Origin of the sequence: Marinomonas fungiae, from assembly GCF_001418205.1 — a bacterium.
GTDB classification, from domain to species: Bacteria; Pseudomonadota; Gammaproteobacteria; order Pseudomonadales; family Marinomonadaceae; genus Marinomonas; species Marinomonas fungiae.
In genome coordinates, this window is record NZ_LIQF01000016.1 from 21,049 (window position 1) to 38,536 (window position 17,488).

At 47.9% G+C, this 17,488-nt stretch carries 18 protein-coding genes; 13 read left to right on the forward strand and 5 right to left on the reverse strand.

All coding sequences use genetic code 11. The features are described 5' to 3' along the window. Nucleotides 1-56 precede the first annotated feature (56 nt). Both rlmF and ASC49_RS17150 read left to right on the forward strand, forming a co-directional pair. Entirely contained in the window at nt 57-1,007 is a 951-nt protein-coding gene (rlmF, locus tag ASC49_RS17145) for a 23S rRNA (adenine(1618)-N(6))-methyltransferase RlmF (protein ID WP_055464470.1), read from the forward strand. A 67-nt stretch (nt 1,008-1,074) separates the two neighbouring features. Continuing rightward, on the forward strand, nt 1,075-1,794 hold the full coding sequence (locus ASC49_RS17150; RefSeq protein WP_055464471.1) for a 1-acylglycerol-3-phosphate O-acyltransferase: 720 nt from the start codon (nt 1,075-1,077) through the stop codon (nt 1,792-1,794). Between the two features lie 15 nt (nt 1,795-1,809). Here ASC49_RS17150 and ASC49_RS17155 read toward each other — a convergent pair whose 3' ends face one another. Together ASC49_RS17155 and ASC49_RS17160 are read right to left on the reverse strand one after the other, a co-directional pair. Further along, a complete protein-coding gene (locus ASC49_RS17155; RefSeq protein ID WP_055464472.1) occupies nt 1,810-3,168 on the reverse strand; it encodes a DUF3482 domain-containing protein in 1,359 nt (452 codons plus the stop codon). A 4-nt stretch (nt 3,169-3,172) separates the two neighbouring features. Then, nucleotides 3,173-4,417 carry a DUF2868 domain-containing protein gene (locus ASC49_RS17160; protein ID WP_055464473.1) on the reverse strand — a complete coding sequence of 415 codons (1,245 nt, stop codon included), beginning with the start codon at nt 4,415-4,417 and terminating at the stop codon, nt 3,173-3,175. A 196-nt stretch (nt 4,418-4,613) separates the two neighbouring features. Here ASC49_RS17160 and ASC49_RS17165 point away from each other — a divergent pair, with 196 nt between their 5' ends. Further along, on the forward strand, nt 4,614-6,227 hold the full coding sequence (locus ASC49_RS17165; RefSeq protein ID WP_055464474.1) for a methyl-accepting chemotaxis protein: 1,614 nt from the start codon (nt 4,614-4,616) through the stop codon (nt 6,225-6,227). A 64-nt stretch (nt 6,228-6,291) separates the two neighbouring features. Here ASC49_RS17165 and ASC49_RS17170 read toward each other — a convergent pair whose 3' ends face one another. Then, nucleotides 6,292-7,188: a LysR family transcriptional regulator gene (locus ASC49_RS17170; protein ID WP_055464475.1), complete on the reverse strand. Its 897-nt coding sequence runs from the start codon at nt 7,186-7,188 to the stop codon at nt 6,292-6,294. A gap of 120 nt (nt 7,189-7,308) precedes the next feature. On the opposite strand from ASC49_RS17170, the gene ASC49_RS17175 reads away from it, so the two are divergent. The 4 genes from ASC49_RS17175 to ASC49_RS17190 all read left to right on the forward strand — a co-directional run bounded on the left by ASC49_RS17175 (nt 7,309) and on the right by ASC49_RS17190 (nt 10,138). Then, nucleotides 7,309-8,688, forward strand: a complete 1,380-nt coding sequence (locus ASC49_RS17175) for an MATE family efflux transporter (RefSeq protein ID WP_055464476.1) — start codon at nt 7,309-7,311, stop codon at nt 8,686-8,688. Nucleotides 8,689-8,849: 161 nt separating this feature from the next. Continuing rightward, nucleotides 8,850-9,035, forward strand: coding sequence for a type II toxin-antitoxin system HicA family toxin (locus ASC49_RS17180; protein WP_055464477.1), 186 nt, complete (start codon nt 8,850-8,852; stop codon nt 9,033-9,035). Between the two features lie 9 nt (nt 9,036-9,044). Continuing rightward, nucleotides 9,045-9,449, forward strand: coding sequence for a type II toxin-antitoxin system HicB family antitoxin (locus ASC49_RS17185; protein WP_055464478.1), 405 nt, complete (start codon nt 9,045-9,047; stop codon nt 9,447-9,449). A 14-nt stretch (nt 9,450-9,463) separates the two neighbouring features. Continuing rightward, entirely contained in the window at nt 9,464-10,138 is a 675-nt protein-coding gene (locus tag ASC49_RS17190) for a hypothetical protein (protein WP_141656871.1), read from the forward strand. 54 nt (nt 10,139-10,192) lie between these two features. Here the strand turns inward: ASC49_RS17190 and ettA are convergent, their stop codons facing one another. After that, nucleotides 10,193-11,854, reverse strand: a complete 1,662-nt coding sequence (ettA, locus tag ASC49_RS17195) for an energy-dependent translational throttle protein EttA (protein ID WP_055464480.1) — start codon at nt 11,852-11,854, stop codon at nt 10,193-10,195. Nucleotides 11,855-11,971: 117 nt separating this feature from the next. Then, nucleotides 11,972-12,877, reverse strand: coding sequence for a DMT family transporter (locus tag ASC49_RS17200; RefSeq protein ID WP_055464481.1), 906 nt, complete (start codon nt 12,875-12,877; stop codon nt 11,972-11,974). Between the two features lie 160 nt (nt 12,878-13,037). Here ASC49_RS17200 and nrdR point away from each other — a divergent pair, with 160 nt between their 5' ends. The 6 genes from nrdR to nusB are packed head-to-tail and all read left to right on the forward strand — an operon-like array spanning nt 13,038 to nt 17,464. Next, nucleotides 13,038-13,511: a transcriptional regulator NrdR gene (nrdR, locus tag ASC49_RS17205; RefSeq protein ID WP_055464482.1), complete on the forward strand. Its 474-nt coding sequence runs from the start codon at nt 13,038-13,040 to the stop codon at nt 13,509-13,511. Next, nucleotides 13,512-14,651 (forward strand): bifunctional diaminohydroxyphosphoribosylaminopyrimidine deaminase/5-amino-6-(5-phosphoribosylamino)uracil reductase RibD, encoded by a 1,140-nt coding sequence (ribD, locus tag ASC49_RS17210; RefSeq protein ID WP_055464483.1) that lies wholly within the window; start codon nt 13,512-13,514, stop codon nt 14,649-14,651. Next, nucleotides 14,651-15,319, forward strand: a complete 669-nt coding sequence (locus ASC49_RS17215) for a riboflavin synthase (protein ID WP_055464484.1) — start codon at nt 14,651-14,653, stop codon at nt 15,317-15,319. Before ribD ends, ASC49_RS17215 begins: the two co-directional genes overlap by 1 nt. A gap of 31 nt (nt 15,320-15,350) precedes the next feature. After that, a complete protein-coding gene (gene ribBA, locus ASC49_RS17220; RefSeq protein ID WP_055464485.1) occupies nt 15,351-16,490 on the forward strand; it encodes a bifunctional 3,4-dihydroxy-2-butanone-4-phosphate synthase/GTP cyclohydrolase II in 1,140 nt (379 codons plus the stop codon). A 15-nt stretch (nt 16,491-16,505) separates the two neighbouring features. Next, nucleotides 16,506-16,985 (forward strand): 6,7-dimethyl-8-ribityllumazine synthase, encoded by a 480-nt coding sequence (gene ribH, locus ASC49_RS17225; protein ID WP_055464486.1) that lies wholly within the window; start codon nt 16,506-16,508, stop codon nt 16,983-16,985. After that, nucleotides 16,985-17,464 (forward strand): transcription antitermination factor NusB, encoded by a 480-nt coding sequence (gene nusB / locus ASC49_RS17230; RefSeq protein ID WP_055464487.1) that lies wholly within the window; start codon nt 16,985-16,987, stop codon nt 17,462-17,464. Before ribH ends, nusB begins: the two co-directional genes overlap by 1 nt. Nucleotides 17,465-17,488 lie beyond the last annotated feature (24 nt).

Below are 17,488 nucleotides of genomic sequence, written 5' to 3' on the forward strand. Positions count from 1 at the left end.
CTTTAAAATAGGCATTTTTATCAACCCGTTTTCTACCAATTTGGCCAACTTAACGCATGTCGAAAAAAGAGCTCAAGTTAAAGCTACATCCACGTAATCCTCATCGTTCCCGCTATAACTTTACCTTGTTAGCGGATTCGTGCCCTGAGCTTGCGCCTTATATTCAGTTGAACCAATACGGTAGTCAGACCATCAACTTTGCCGACCCTAATGCGGTCAAGGCGCTTAACCGTGCCTTGCTCAACCATTTCTATGGGGTGCTGTTTTGGGATATTCCAGAAGGCTACCTGTGTCCACCGATTCCCGGGCGTGCCGATTATATTCATTACTTGGCCGACTTATTGGCGGACAGTAATGACGGGCAAATTCCCCGTGGACGAGGTGTTCGTGCGTTAGACGTAGGCACTGGGGCGAACTGTGTGTATCCGATTATAGGTTCGCAAGAATACGGCTGGCAGTTTGTTGGCTCAGATGTAAACCCGATCGCTGTTCAAGCGGCACAAGCTGTGGTCGATGCTAACGCCAGTTTGAAAAAACGCATCAAGCTACGTTTACAAAGAGATGAGCAGTCCATCTTTGATGGCATCTGGCAAAACGAAGATCTGTTTGATGTGACCCTGTGTAATCCGCCGTTTCATGCCAGTGAGCACGACATGAAATCGGAAAACCAACGCAAGTGGCGTGGTTTGAAGGGCGAGTCGAATAAAAGCACACTTAATTTTGGTGGCCACGCCCCTGAACTTTGGTGTGAAGGCGGTGAAGCTGGTTTTATCGCGCGCATGATCAAAGAAAGTGTGGCTTACAAAGATCGCTGTTTCTGGTTTACCAGCTTGGTCGCACGCAAAGAGAACCTGCCTGCCGTCTATCGTGCTCTAGAAGCGGCGGGTGTGGTGCAAGTCAAAACGGTCGAAATGGCGCAGGGACAAAAAATCAGCCGCTTTGTGGCGTGGAGTTTTTTGGAACCAGCCCAGATCGATTTTTGGCGCGATACCCGCTGGCGCAAATAGTTGCTTAGGTAGACTGCTTGTCTATGAGCTAGAATACGAGAGTTGACGTGAGAATAAGGGTGTTGTGATGATCGCGTTTTTTCGGCTGGTGATACTGTTTTTTCTGATCGTAGTGGTGACCACTGGGGGGCTTATCATGAGTCTCTTTTTGGCGCGCTCCAAAGATCGCGTGTATTACATTGCCAAAGCTTTTGCTCCTGTTTCCAAGTTATTTGGTTTAACGGTTTATAAGCATGTTTCTTATAAAGTCTACGATGTGCCGCAGGCGGTTTATATTGGCAACCATCAAAATAACTTTGATCTGTTTACCTTTTCTCATGTCGTACCGCACGGCACTGTGACCGTAGGCAAAAGCACCCTTAAGTGGTTACCTTTTTTTGGTTGGCTCTATTGGGCCACCGGCAATTTCCTGATTCACCGTAATGATCGCGATAAAGCGATTGCCACCATTGCTCAAATTGTTGAGCGCATGCGTGAGACGGGGCTGTCGATTTGGATGTTTCCAGAAGGTACGCGAAGCCGAGGTCGCGGCTGGTTGCCGTTTAAGCGTGGCGCTTTTCACGCCGCGATTCAAGCGGGAGTGCCGATTATTCCTGTAGTCTGTAGTTCAACTCATAATCAAGTCAAACTCAACTGCCTTAACAATGGCTATGCTAAGGTCGAAGTGATGGATCCGATTTTTACCGAAGGGCTAACCGAAAAAGACATTCCCGAGCTAGTACGTCATTGCGAAGAGCTGATGAAAGCCAAACAAGAAGCGCTGGATCAAGAACTTGCCTTGCTCTAATTCTCTGCGTTTCGCTCATTCATTCTCGGGTAGGCGTTGTGCAATCTCGTGCTGCAGTTGTGAGATCAGCTCGTGCTCTGGCGCTTGCGGCAAGCCTTGCCATTCCGTGCGTTGACCGATTTTGGCGAATAACTTCTCTAAACGGGCTAACTCCGCTTTCGACGCAGCGGTGGCGTCAGAGCCTTGGTATGCCAGCTGAGCAGCGTGGCCACGATGATGCAAATGCTCAATCAATTGCGTACCACGCCACAGCAGGGCAATTAAGCTTTCTGGCTTGAGCGCCAGTACCGAGCGATTACGAAGTTTATTCATTAAGGTCGTTTTGAAAGAGCGTCCAGTTTGTACGCCAGCGCCGATTAGCGCGCCTAAGGTGGTAGCAGCACCTAAGCTCAACCCAGCGGTTAAAATATCAATGCCAGCACCAATCGCAGCGCCAGCCGCGGCACTGGAACCGGTGCTAATGCCCCAACTCTTTAGTGTGTCTGCGTCAAACAGATCTTGCTGCCACTGACCTTCTTGCAGTGCTAGATCATCCAATGCAACGTCTTCTTCGCGAAATGCGTAGAGTGATAAACATTGTTTAATAAAGTTTTTTTCCAGTTGTCGGATACGGTTTTCAAAGCGGTATGTTTCTTCCGCTGTGGGGGCTTGTGTTTGACAGATTTGCTGGCCGGTCGCGCATTGTACGAGTGTGTGGGCAAGCGCCCGTTTGGCATTCTTTAAGCGCAACTCAGCATCGTGTTCCCGTTGTTTGATGAATGTCTGCAGTGCGTCGTATTGTTCTGGCAGCAGGCTTTGTAAGGTTTGATAGAGCTTACGTTCATCGGCGAGATAGAACGCTACCGTGTCATAGCGCACATAAGCATGTAACTGGCGCTCAGCCAGATAACGTTTCCAATCCTGTTCATAATTGTCTTGGGCGTTGCAGAAATTCAGAATTGGCACAATCGGCTTATTGGCGCAAGCGAGAATGTTCAACTCATCCAGATATTTGCCGAGAGGTGCTTGGCGAATATCAATAACGTACAAAATGATATCGCAGCGACTCAGCTGTTTAAGAATCTTAAACTCCTGCTCAAAGTCTGTGTGCAGGCGAGTGTCCTGTTGCACTTGGTTAAGCCATTGCTCGTTTGAGAATGAGGCATAATCCGGCGTTTGGCGGGTTTGCCATAGGCCGATGGAATCCTCAAACCCAGGGGTATCGATCAGGTCGAGTAGTGGTTGATCATTAAGCTGTAAAGATATTTTCTCAACATGACGTGTGGTGCCCGAGTAGTTTTGAATGTCACCAAACTCATGATCTCTTATCAAGGTGCGGATCAGCGAGGTTTTGCCTGTGTTGGCGTGACCGACAATAAGTAAAGAGGTTGGCATGAGCTTATCCTTGGTGATTATCCGATAGACGAGCGATTTGTCGCGGCTCGATACCGCGCTCTAGCAATGCCTGTGTCCAAGCTTCAACAAAGCCATCGCCACACACATAAAACTGGTTGGTCAGCGGCTGAGCTTGGCCCATAAAGCGTAAGCTGCCACGATCCGGACTGACCTCTGCATCAATAACAATAATGCGCCCATCTTGGTGTGTTTCAAGAAAATGTTGCTGCGCTTGGCTGTCATTTAAAGTGCTAAGGTGCTCAGCTTGCTCCAGGGCAGGCGGTATGCCTCGACTCCATTCAAACAAAAAATAGTGAACAGGTTGAGAGGTTTGAATGATAGCCGTCTTTGGTGCTGGTACCTTTGCATCCGCGGCAGAGGCTTGTACGACAGAGATTTGCTCTGCGTCTAGGATCTCGCGATGCGTCTGTGAATCAGGTCGCGAGGTAGGAATAAAAGAGCGCCATAACTTGTTTCGCTGTTGACGATAGAAGAGATGACACAGTATGACGAACAGTCCGCGCACCATAACGCCGTAAATTAGCACGCAGGATAAGATCCACACGGCCCAAGTTTTTCGAGTGTCGTCGGGTTGTGTCAGATTGCCGATTTGGCTCCAAGCAATATCATCCAAGCTTGGTGGTGCAACACCCAACCAAGCAGGCACGACGCTGATGGCTTGAGTTAAAGTACGGAAGTCCGTTTGGGTCAGCAAAGTGGTTTCCCAAATGAATTGCACTTGATGGGTCATTAGAAACAGCAGCGCACTTAGCAAGCCACCGACCAAATAGCCAGTCCAAGCACTATGAACAATACGCCCAATGTGCCAAATGCCGACCGCACCACTGAAACGTAATTGAATAAAATAACTCAGCGTTTGCTCTGACAAGCCGAACAGGCGTCCTAGCTTGTTGAGTAAAACGCTGAACCAAGCGGGAGCGTGAGCTGTTTGGGCTGACTGACGTAGTTGACTAAGCAGCCATAGGAAAAGACTTAGGAAATGGGTGCCTAATAAGACGATTAGAAGCCAAAAAATATTCAGTTGCTGATCACTACCGGTACGAAAAGCCATTGGGGCAGCGATACTACCAATAATGAAGAAAAGTAGGATCAGTCCAATTTGCAGATATTTAGTTAGGCTTAATACCTTGCTGTAAGACTCTATATGATCGCTTTCCGCCATGTGATTAGAAGAGTCATTAGCCACTAGGCTCTGCAATGCTGTACGCTCGTCGTATCGAACTGTCATGAAGCAGGCTTCCTTAGCAATAATCTTTTTGTGTTAACGAGTTAACATTCTAATCGAGTCTAGCAATCAGTGACAGGCGTTAGCGAATTGTTAAGCATCGCAGGGAATGTGTTGGTAATTGTTACAGGGGATTGTCCTCTGCTGATTAACTAAATTAGTATCGCTTTAGCAAAAAATTAAGAAGGTTGGGTTGAGCATGCGTTTAAATTCCATCAGGGTAAAAGTTACGGCACCAATAGCGTTATTGGCGTTAATTTTGATAGCAGTGTTTTTATCGTCAATCTATCTACTAGATATGCAAAACACTCAGATGAAAAAGCAGTCTGAAAGCTATTTTAAGGCGAGTAATTCAGTACTAAACGGTGACCGAGATATCTATCAGGCGTTGGTCGGGCGCAATGCCATTATTAATAATCAAGGTAACTACGCTGATAATCTAGATGACTTTGAAAGCAATGCAAAACAAGTACAGGATCGCTTCAACACATATCGTGCGGCGTTGTCTGATGAGCGCGAATTACTAAGCAAATTCTCTAACTTTGACTCACTATTTAATAAATGGTTGTCACAAGAGAGACAGCTAATCAACTTGGTGCAATCCGGTCAAGATACTGCGTCTGCGCTAGCCGCTGCGGACACTAGCTTCTCTGCAATCCGAGGAATTTTGGATCAAGCTGGTGAAGCTGTGGTAGCCCGTGCTGAAGAAGAGCAAGCGCAGACTACTAGAGAAATTATTTGGCTTGAAAAGATACAAATGGCCGTCATCATTTCTGCTCTAGTCATTGCCGCAGTAGCTGGATATGTCATTCCTAAACGTGTGAATCAGCGTGTTGCTCACCTTGCGGGGCGTATCAAGGAAATCGCTGAAGGGGATGGTGACTTAACACAACGTATCAATTCGACCGCAAAAGATGAATTGGGTGATTTGGCCCATGAGTTTGATGGTTTTGTTGAGCGCTTGCGCGGCATTATTAGTAGCATTCGTCAGCAATCACAATCCCTCGGTGGTATGACCAGCGATTTGGGGCATGCCTCTGAACGCACCTCTGGCGTGACTATGAACCTAGTGAATGCGTCCAACTCGATTGTTAGCGCCGCCCATGAAATGAGTATGTCGAGCCAGCAAATGGCAGGTGTGGCACATGAAACGGCCAGCGAAGCACAAACCTCTAGCCAGCTAACCACCCAAGGTATTGCCGCAGTGAACAGCTCTCAAGCTGCGATTGACAGTCTAGTTAGCGATATCAATGATGCTTTGTCCCGTGCAACTGAGTTAGAGCGAAGCTCCGAAGCGATTGCCTCGGTGCTGGAAGTGATTCGTAATATTGCCGAACAAACAAACCTATTGGCTTTGAACGCAGCCATCGAAGCGGCTCGAGCCGGTGAACAAGGGCGAGGCTTTGCGGTAGTGGCCGATGAAGTTCGTACTCTTGCGACCCGTACGCAGGATAGCACTAATGAAATTGAAACCATGATTGATCAGCTTAAAGTCAATGTACAAGCCTCGTCTCATGCGATTCAGAACAGTCGTAACAATGCTGATACCACGGTTTCAAACTTTGATGAAGTGATTCGTATCTTCGGCTCGTTGCAGGAGTCTTTTGGCAAGGTACAAGAAATGGCTGCCCAGACTGCCCAAGCCACTCAAGAGCAATCAACCGTATCGGATGAAATTAATGAAAACCTTTCGTCGATGAAACATCAAACGGACGAAGTGCAATCGGTCTCAGAGTTGGTGCAAGCGCAATCTCGCCAGATCAGCGACCTATTTGAAGAGCTAGATCGTCAAGTAGGTAGTTTCAAAGTGTAGTGTTCACTAAATCAATTATGGATCCACGATGTGAAAGCCGCCTATATTAAAGGGCGGCTTTGTTTTAAGTGGAGCGTTCATTCGGCGTAGTCGCCATCAATTGGCGTGCTTGTTCAGTAATCCAATCGGTAAGCTTCGATTTAGGGCTTTCGACTAGCGTTACAATTCCCACCTCAATGTAGTGATCAGATAACGCATCGCTGGTAACGATTTTTATTTGCTGAGAAAACCAATGTGCACTGGCGATGTGCTCAGGCACTAAGGCCCAGCCTTGGTGTTGCGTCACCAGCTCACAGATCAAATAGTAGCTGTCGATATCCCAATGGTCGGGACTCAATGGCTGCTCACGATTCTCCCCCGAACGATTACAGAGTACGAACTGTCGATATTGCTGTAATTGCGACAAACTTAAGGTCTGTTTACCGGCTAAGGGATGCTCTTTACCTACGATAAGGACTTTCTTCAAATAGCCCAGTGGGTGTAATTGCAGCTTGGCGGGCAGCTGACTGTTACTAATCATTAAGCCAATATCTGCATTGCGATCCGCAATGGCAATGGCGATATCGTCTTGTGAGCCACTGGTAATGACCAAATGGGTATTGGGAAAGGTGTCACCTAGTTGAGAGAAAATAGTATGAATGGTCTCTAAGGGCAGGGCTTCATCAATCGCTATACGCAATGAAATGGGCTCTTGACCAGCGGCTGTTAGGGCTCTTGATTGCAAGCGAAGACATTGACTCAAAACAGCTTGAGCCTCGGGCAGCATCTCTCTTCCTAAGGGCGTTAACACGGGAAACTTTGAGCGACGATCAAATAGTTCAAATCCCAAGTCGAGTTCTAGGTTAGCAATGGCGCTGCTGATGCGTGACTGTGCCTTGTTGAGCTTTCTGGCGGCGGCTGAGAAAGAGCCCAATTCGGCGGCTGTTACAAACGCCAGCAGCTGATCTAACGTCCAATTCATAGAATCACTCATAATGTAAACGCTTTAAGTTGATAACCTATCCGTTAAGCGGATGGTAGCTAACTTTTTTATATCCCAATTTGTCATATTATTCTCTCTTTTTCTCAAGGGAGAGTCGTCATGCAAACTGAAACACCAAGCGAGCTGCCTCAATCAGTCGCTCGGGCCTTTTGGCGTTTTGCGATTCCTTCCATTATTGCCATGCTTGTCAGTGGTTTGTATCAGATCATTGATGGCTTCTTTGTCGGTCGCTATGTGGGCAGCGAAGGATTGGCCGGTATTAATATGGCCATTCCTTTGTTGGGCTTGATTATGGGCTTTGGTTTGCTGATCGGCATGGGCGGCGGCAGCGTGTTGTCTCAATATCGTGGTGAGAAGAACCTTTTGGCCACTCAAGCGACATTAACCACGTCTTTGTATTTGGCCATTAGCATTGGTGTACTCGCGTCTTTGCTGTTTATTACATTCGGCGAATGGGGGCTACATTTACAAGGTGCGACAGAGAGCACTTTGGCTCTTAGTTGGCAGTATGTGGAAATCATGTCTTACGGTGCTTTTATCTCGATTGGTGCCAGTGCCATGCCCATGCTGGTGCGTAATGACAACAGCCCTAATTTGGCCACGCTCTTTATTGTGGTAGGTGCTTTGTTAAACATTGCTTTGGATTATCTCTTTTTAGGTCCGCTGGGAATGGGGCTGAAAGGCGCCGCGATGGCCACTTTGATTGCTCAGTTTGCGACCTGTGTTCTATGTTTAAGATATTTTACTTCGCCGCAAGCCAAAACCGTCTTATCTCTTAATCAGTTTGATAAACACATTGCGAAACGCATCACGCAGCTAGGGGCGTCGAATTTAGTGATGTTTATCTATCTAAGTTTCATTATTGCCCTGCACAATCGACTATTTATGGAGTATGGCAATACCACGCAGTTAGCGGCGTTTGCCATCGTCGGCTATTTGGCTGGTTGTTATTATTTCTTTGCAGAGGGATTGGTCAGCGGTCTACAGCCTCCCGTAAGCTACTACCTAGGAGCAAAGCAATACCAAAGGATTATTCAAACAGTGGCCCTAGCATTTGCCGTTACGGTGGGCTCGGGGATTGTCGTGGTCATTGTCTTAAACTTATTCCCAGAATGGTTCACTCGCTTTTTTGCCAATACTGATGAATCGCTCATTGCAGCGACTAAAGTGGGTATACGGTTACATTTGATGGCGCTGTTCTTAGATGGCTTCTTGTTTATGGCATCGATTTATTTTGTCGCGGTCGGTAAAGGTGGCCAAGCCCTATTTGTCTCAGTCGGTAATATGGTCGTGCAACTGCCTTTTCTATTTATCCTGCCGCGTCTTTGGGGAGTGGAAGGAGTCTGGCTGTCCGTACCGTTATCCAATATCGCTTTCACCGCCATAGTGGTGCCGATGTTGTGGATCAACTTGAAAAACTTAATGTCACAACACCACAACGAGAGGAAGCAAGCGATGGCTTTATCAAACGCTCGTTAGCCGACGTTATGTTTATCAATAAAAAACCGCTTGCTGACGACAGTAAGCGGTTTTTTGTTATGTAGGTTTAGAAGAGAATATCGGTGTTGCAGGAGGATAGGTTGGAATTTTAGGGTTATTGGGGTTATCTTTAGTGTGTAAAAGATCAAAGGAATGATCTAATGAAAAGTCGAGACGTGATTCAAATGCTATTGAAGGATGGCTGGATACAGGTAAGGGTGAAAGGCAGTCATGTTCAATTTAAACATCCAACGAAACGCGGCACGGTTACAGTGCCGCATCCGAAAAAGGATTTACCCCTTGGAACTTTCAATAGCATCAGAAAACAAGCTCAGCTTGATGAGTAGGTACAAACCATGAAATATCCGATTGTATTACACACAGATAATGGCGTGAGCTACGGCGTTACTGTCCCAGACATTCCTGGTTGTTTCTCCGCAGGGGATACCTTTGATGAAGCGCTAGAAATGGCCGAAGAAGCGATTTTTAGCCATTTGGAATTGATACTTGAAGATGGAGAGGATATTCCCCTTGCCAGCCCAATTGCCGAACTAAAAGATAATCCAGACTATCGTGATGGCGTATGGGCCATTGTAAATGTCGATATCACGCCACTGCTGGGCAAAAGCGAGAAAATCAATGTGACGCTGCCGCATTTACTAATTACCAAGATTGATAAAGTCGTTGCCGCGAATCCCAAGTATAAATCCCGTTCTGGTTTCTTGGCCGAGGCGTCGAAACGAGTACTCAATTTAAGCTAACTAATGGAATGATTTTGAAAAATACACACAATGAAGTTAAGCATCCCGTGGAGTCTTGGGCTCGGCTCAACACAAACGCTAGTATGTATCGCGATATAGCGTTGCAAGAAGCTGCTCAAGGAATTGAATATCGACACAAGAAAAAGGTTAGTCATGATCAATTTGAAATTGGCGAGTACTCCACACTTGCCTATCAGCATGCTATCAAAGCTATAGTCTTCGCTAGTATGTGTGTTGAGTCAGGAATAAATGATTATGCTGGCATACAGCTAGGTGATAAATATTGTGAGAAACATATTTACAGTATGGATGTTGTATCTAAATGGGTACTAGTTCCCAAACTGGTTTGTGGAAATGAAATAGACAAATCTGGTGCTGCTTATAAAGCATTGAAGCAACTTGTACAAAGTAGAAATAGGTTAGTTCATAACAAGTCAAAAAATATCGGGGCTCTATCTTTAGAGCTAGTCGCAAAGCTGGAGAAAGCTGAGCAGGACTTTGAAAGTGATTTTCAAAACTCGTTTAAAGCTTTGTTTTTACTTTCTATGGAGATGGATTACGTTGTTGGTCAGAGATTTAACCCTATCGGAACATTCGATAGGAAAGTGGCTTTATTCCGAACGATACCTGAGATTTTGTCTGCTGAGCTAAGTGAATGCAAAAGAATGATGAGGAATCGTAAACAATAAAGCCGCTTCGATTGAAGCGGCTTTTGTGTTTTAAGCGTGGTGTCGAGGCGCGTATTACGCGTCGATACGCTTGTATTTGATACGCGTTGGTGTCGCGTCTTTGCCGGTACGAGACTTGTAGTCGGCTTCGTATTCAGCGTAGTTCCCTTCGAAGAATACGGCTTTCGAGTCGCCTTCGTACGCTAGGATGTGAGTTGCTACACGGTCAAGGAACCAACGGTCGTGGGAAATAACAATGGCAGCACCAGGGAAAGCAAGTAGCGCTTCCTCTAGAGCACGTAGTGTTTCAACGTCCAAGTCGTTGGTCGGTTCGTCCAATAGCAATACGTTGCCGCCTTCTTTCAAAAGCTTAGCAAGGTGCAGACGGTTACGCTCACCACCGGATAGGTGCTTCACTAGTTTCTGTTGGTCAGAGCCTTTGAAGTTGAAACGGCCGATGTAAGCACGTGAAGGCACTTTCCAGTTGTTCACTGTGATCATATCAAGACCATCAGAGATCTCTTCAAATACTGTCTTCTCACCGTCTAGTTCACGCATCTGGTCAACGTACGCCAGCTGTACCGTATCGCCCAGTGTCACGGTACCAGTGTCTGGTTGCTCAATCCCCGCGATCATTTTGAACAGAGTCGATTTACCGGCACCGTTACCACCGATCACACCCACGATCGCACCTTGTGGTACCACCATGTTGAAGTCTTCTACCAAGACGCGGCCATCGAAGCCTTTGGAAACGTTTTCGATTTCGATAACTTTCGTACCTAGGCGTGGACCCGGTGGAATGTACAGTTCGTTGGTTTCGTTACGATCTTGGAATTCTTTCGAGTTCATTTCCTCGAAACGCGCTAGACGAGCTTTCGACTTAGACTGACGGCCCTTAGCGTTTTGACGAACCCACTCAAGCTCGGCTTTGATGGCTTTGTTGTGTGACGCTTGTTGCTTGGCTTCCATTTCTAGACGCGCATTCTTCTGGTCTAGCCAAGAAGAGTAGTTGCCTTCATATGGGATACCGTGGCCACGGTCAAGTTCAAGGATCCAGCCCGCCGCGTTATCTAGGAAATAACGGTCGTGGGTGATCGCCACCACAGTACCTGGGTAATCTTTCAAGAAGCGTTCTAGCCATGCCACAGACTCAGCGTCCAAGTGGTTAGTTGGCTCGTCTAGAAGGATCATGTCTGGTTTGTCTAGTAGTAGACGACACAACGCCACACGACGACGTTCACCACCAGATAGATGGGCAACATTGGCATCCCAAGGTGGTAGACGTAGGGCATCGGCCGCCACTTCTAACGCACGATCAAGGTTGTGACCGTCTTTCGCGGTGATTAGGTTTTCTAGTTCCGCTTGTTCTTTCGCTAGGGCATCGAAATCCGCATCAGGATCCGCGTACGCAGCGTATACTTCGTCTAGACGAACGAGGGCTTCTTTTACGTCGGCAACGGATTCTTCCACGATAGCACGTACGTTTTTAGTTGGGTCTAGCTCAGGTTCCTGAGGTAGGTAACCCACTTTAAGACCCGGCATTGGGCGCGCTTCACCGTTGTACTCTTGGTCAACGCCGGCCATGATGCGAAGTAGGGTAGATTTACCAGAACCGTTTAGACCCAAAACACCGATTTTAGCGCCTGGGAAGAACGATAGAGAGATGTCTTTTAGAATCTCGCGTTTTGGCGGTACAACTTTGCCAACGCGGTTCATGCTGTATACAAACTGTGCCATAAGGTGATGTCTGTCCTAAGTTGAATAAACGAATTGAGGGCGAGTTCGGATTTTCTGGACTGCGCTGACTCAATTAGAAAGCGAAAAATGTTGGCGCTAAGCATAGCACAACAACTATTAATGCAGAATAATCCCCATGGCGCCAAACACAACCAATAAGGCGCCAACCCATGCCCCCGGTGCTGGGCGTTGCTTGGTCGTGAGCCAGAGCCCCGGCAAGATTAAGACCGGAACCGTTGCTGATAGAGTGGTTACGAGTCCGACGTCAGCATTCGCCACCCCCCAGACTAAAACACTCATACCGATGACCATACCGATGGTCGCCACGGCGACTAAGCGTAGCCAAAGAATCAGCGGAAAGGAATGCAACGTGCTCATGCTTTGCGGCACGCGTTTGTGGAAATACAAACGATAGGCCAGCAATAAACAGGCAGCGCTGGCACTGACGCGTGCGGCTGAGGCCACCACTGGATCAATGCCTGCCAATAGCGCAGGTTTAGCGAGTAATGCGCCCGTTGCTTGGCACAGTGCCGCAATCAAGGCAATAACGATTGCTATGGGCAGTGAGCCTTTGGTGCTTTCCCACGCGTGAGTTTGACCTCGTTTGCCAAATAGAATGGCAATGACGACACCGATTAAGACAATGCCACAGCAGATAAGCTCTATTAGAGACAATGTCTCGTCTAAGAAAAGCCATGCCAGTAAAATTGAAAACGGTGCGTTCATGGCAAACAGAATGCCGGCACGCCTCGGCCCGATACGATTGACCGCACTGAAGAGACAGTTGTCACCGATAAAGATGCCAATTACGCCAGACAATACCAGCAGCGGCAGATAGCTCGCCAACGTTTCCCAGGAAACAAAGCGCCAGAGGCCGAGCATGCACAGTAGCAAAGCAGCAATGGTGATGCGGTAAGTATTAAATCGAAATGTACCCATACTCTCGATTAAGCGAGGGGCCATCAAGCTTGATAAGGTCCAGCAGAGTGCTGCCACCAGACCGGACAGCTCTGCAAAGGGCATTCAAAGTCTCCGTGATGAAAAAAGTTAACCTAGGTTTGTGGGCAGTTACCCCGGTCGATGAGTAGCCAATATGTGTCGGGATTGGTATTATTTATCGTCATTATTAGCCATGTAAAATTGGCATCCATCGTACGAAATTTCCCCAATTATTGGAACCAGCATGCGTTGTCCTTTTTGCGGTACTCAAGATACCAAAGTCCTAGACTCACGATTAGTCTCTGAGGGGGCGCAAGTGCGTCGTCGTCGTACCTGTGGACATTGCCAAGAGCGTTTTACGACGTTTGAAATTGCCGAGTTACAAATGCCGAAACTGATTAAAAATGACGGCAGCCGAGAAGCGTTTGATGAAGACAAACTTCGCTCAGGCATTGTTAAAGCGCTCGAAAAGCGCCCCGTTAGTATTGAAGCGATTGAAACGGCGATCACGCGTATTAAAGAAAAACTGCAAGCCACGGGCGAGCGTGAATTACCGTCGCGTATTATTGGCGAAGCGGTGATGGAAGAACTAAAACGCCTAGATCAAGTCGCTTATGTGCGCTTTGCATCGGTCTATCGTAGTTTTAAAGACATCAGTGAGTTTCGTGAAGAAATCGAACGACTAGAAAGTGGTCAAACCACTTCTGAGGAGAAATAAATGGCGCAGCCTCTGCATCAAGAATATATGGCCCGCGCCGTGCAGTTAGCGCGTCAGGGTTGGTACACAACACATCCGAACCCACGAGTGGGCTGCGTCATCGTCAAAGACGGGCAAATTATTGGTGAAGGCTTTCATAAAAAAGCCGGAGAAGGCCATGCGGAGGTGCAAGCGCTAGCCAGCCTGACAGCAGACGCCAATGGGGCAACTGCGTATGTCACCTTAGAGCCTTGCAGTCATTATGGCCGCACGCCACCTTGCGCGGAAGCCTTGATTAAAGCAGGTGTTGTGACCGTGGTATATGGCATGCAAGATCCGAATCCACAGGTTGCGGGTAATGGTTTGAAAATGCTCGTTGATGCAGGCATCGAAGTGCTTGGGCCCGTATTAGAAAACGAATGTCGCGCACTCAATCCAGGTTTTATCAAGCGCATGGAAGAAGGCTTGCCCTACGTACGTGTCAAAATGGCTATGAGTGTGGATGGTCGTACCGCAATGGAATCGGGTGAAAGCCAATGGATTACCGGTCCAGCTGCCCGCCAAGATGTACAACGTCTGCGCGCGCAAAGCTCCGCGATTGTCACGGGTATCGGTTCGGTGATCATGGACAATCCAAGCATGACGGTGCGCATTGACGAGCACGACCAAGAAGCGGATACCAAAGCTGTGCGTCAGCCGCTACGGGTCATCATGGATACTGCGTTATCCATTCCGCCGGAAGCGAAAATCCTCTATCCAACCAACGAAGTGCTGGTGTTCTGCGACGAACAAGAAATCGAGCCAGAGCACTTGAAAGCGCTGCAGAAGAAAAAAGTCGATGTGCGCTTCTTACCGTTGGCAGAAGACGGACGTTTGGATCTGGTGGAAGCTATGGGGCAACTGGCTGACGATGGTATTAATGAAGTGTTGGTGGAAACGGGCGCCGTTTTAGCGGGAGCGTTTTTAGATGCAGGGCTAGTGGATGAGCTAGTGATATACATGGCACCTAAGCTGCTAGGCTCGGAAGCGCGCCCTTTGTTGAGTCTGCCATTGGAGCACATGTCTGACGCAGTTGAGCTAAACTTGTTAGACTTGGTGAAAGTCGGTAGCGACATTAAGTTAGTGTACCAGCCGATCTACCCTGAAGGTGAAGACGAATAATGTTTACTGGCATCATTGAAGGTTTGGGGCGCGTCGCTCAGCTACAGCGTAAAGGCGGCGATCTGACGCTGAAGATTCATGCTCAGACATTGGATATGTCTGATGTGAAGCTCGGTGATAGCATTGCCACCAACGGTGTTTGCTTAACCGTAACGCGATTAGAGGGCGCAAGTTACTGGGCAGATGTTTCCGCGGAAACCTTAGCGCATACGACGCTTGGGCACTGGCAAGTGGGTCAGACCGTTAACCTTGAAAAAGCGCTGCAACCGATTTCTCGTTTGGGAGGCCACCTAGTCAGTGGCCACGTGGATGCAATTGGGGAAATTAGCGCTATTTGGCCGGATGCACGCAGTATTCGCTACCGTGTCAAGGTAATGCCTGAGCTAATGCGTTATATTGCCCTGAAAGGCTCCATCTGTGTGGACGGTATCAGTTTAACCGTGACAGGTTTGGACGCGCATGAGTTTGAATTAAGCATTGTGCCACATACTGCGCATGAGACCATAATGTCAGGTTACAGCGTCGGTACTCACGTAAATGTGGAAGTAGATCAAATTGCGCGTTATCTAGAGCGTTTACTGACTCCGCAAACGGCCTCTGTAAAAACAAAAGAATCGACGTTAACCGCAGCTTTTTTGGCTGAGCATGGATTTGTAGGGCGCCGCTAAGCGTCCGCTATCGAATAAAAGGTGAAGTACCATGGCAATCAATACCATTGAAGAAATCTTGGCGGATATGCGTCAAGGCAAAATGGTCATCCTTATGGACGACGAAGATCGTGAAAATGAAGGTGACCTGATTGTACCAGCGGAATGTATTACCCCAGAAATCATTAACTTCATGGCGGTTCATGCTCGTGGCTTGATCTGCTTGACCTTGATGCCTGAGCGCTGTGAACAGTTGAACCTGCCATTAATGGTGACGCAAAATGGTGCTCAGTTCAGTACCAACTTCACCTTGTCCATTGAAGCGGCTGAAGGTGTAACGACAGGGATCTCCGCTGCTGATCGGGCGCTGACGGTAAAGCGTGCCGTCGCAGCGAATGCGAAACCGTCGGATATCGTTCAGCCCGGCCACGTTTTCCCTCTGATGGCGCGTCCTGGTGGCGTGTTATCCCGTGCAGGTCACACCGAAGCGGGCTGTGATTTGGCGCGTATGGCAGGTTACGAAGCGGCGTCTGTAATCGTCGAAGTTATTAATGACGATGGCACCATGGCACGTCGTCCAGATTTAGAAAAGTTTGCCGAGAAACATGGATTAAAAATTGGTACAATCGCCGACCTGATTCATTACCGCACACTGAACGAAGCGACTGTGCAGCGTGAAGCTGAACAGGTAGTACAAACGGAAGTGGGCGAATTTAATCTGATCACCTACCGTGACACGGTTCACGGCTTGAGCCATATGGCTTTTGTGAAGGGTGACATTTCTCCTGATACACCGACTCTCGTGCGCGTGCATGTGCGTGATCCAGCTCGTGACATTGCTGGCATCATCAGTGCGGACGGCGAAGCGAAATGGTCGATGTCAGGAGCACTTGCATACATTGCCAAAGAAGGCGCCGGTGTAGTGGTGTTGGTCGACTCATTAGATCGTCCAACCGACTTAGCGGAGAGCTTCGCGGCGACATTTAACCCACCTGCGGGTAAGGGTTCGGACAAGAGCGGTTCAGGTACTTACTTGACCGTTGGTACGGGGTCTCAAATTCTGCGTGATCTTGGTGTGTGTAAAATGCGCCTGCTAAGTTCACCCCGAAAATTCTCCGTCACAGGATTTGATTTAGAAGCCGTGGAATTTATTCCATACAAGGGCACTTCAGTCAGTGCCGATCAAGTTTAAAGTTTAGAGGCAGATATGAGCGATATTAAGACTTACGAAGGTCATTTCGCAGCACCAGGCGCAAAATTTGCGCTTGTCGTTGGCCGTTTTAACAGCTTCATCGTTGAAAGCTTAAAAGAAGGTGCCATCGATACCCTAGTTCGCCACGGTATCAAAAAAGAAGACATCACAGTGATCTATTCGCCGGGTGCGTTCGAGATCCCTGTTGTGGTTAAGAAAGTTGCTGAGCAAAACCAATACGATGCGATCGTTGCCCTAGGTGCGGTGATTCGTGGTGGTACACCACACTTTGAATACGTTGCCGGTGAATGTGTGAAAGGTCTAGGTCAACTAGCGCTTCAATTCGGTATTCCTGTGTCATTTGGTGTATTGACCGTTGATACCATCGAGCAAGCGATTGAGCGTGCCGGTACCAAAGCAGGTAACAAAGGCGGCGAAGCAGCCCTATCTGCACTAGAAACAGTTGCTGTATTGCGCGAATTGGAAGGCAAATAATGAGTGATCAAGAACAGGCTAAGAAGCCTAAAAAACCTTCTCGTTCACAACTGCGTAGCGCATCGCGCTCGTTTGCTTTGCAAGCCATTTACCAGTGGCAAATGAACCACTCATCGGTTAATGAAATCGAAGCCCAGTTCGCGGTTGATCATGACATGAGTTCATGTGATAAGACTTACTTCCGTGAATTAATCTACGGTGTATCGTCTAAGTCAAAAGCACTAGATGCCTTGTTTGAACCTTTCTTGGATCGTTCATTGTCTGAGTTGGATGCTATCGAACTAGCGACGCTACGAATCGGTTCTTTTGAACTGTCTGAACGTTTAGACGTACCTTACAAGGTAGCGATCAACGAAGGTGTTGAGTTGGCTAAGTCTTTTGGTGCAAGTGAGAGTCACAAGTACGTGAACGGCATCTTGGATAAGCTAGCCCAGCGAGTGCGCCGCGAAGAGATCGCCGCGCGTCGTAACGCTAAGTAATCCAGTCGCCGTGTTAGAAAAGCC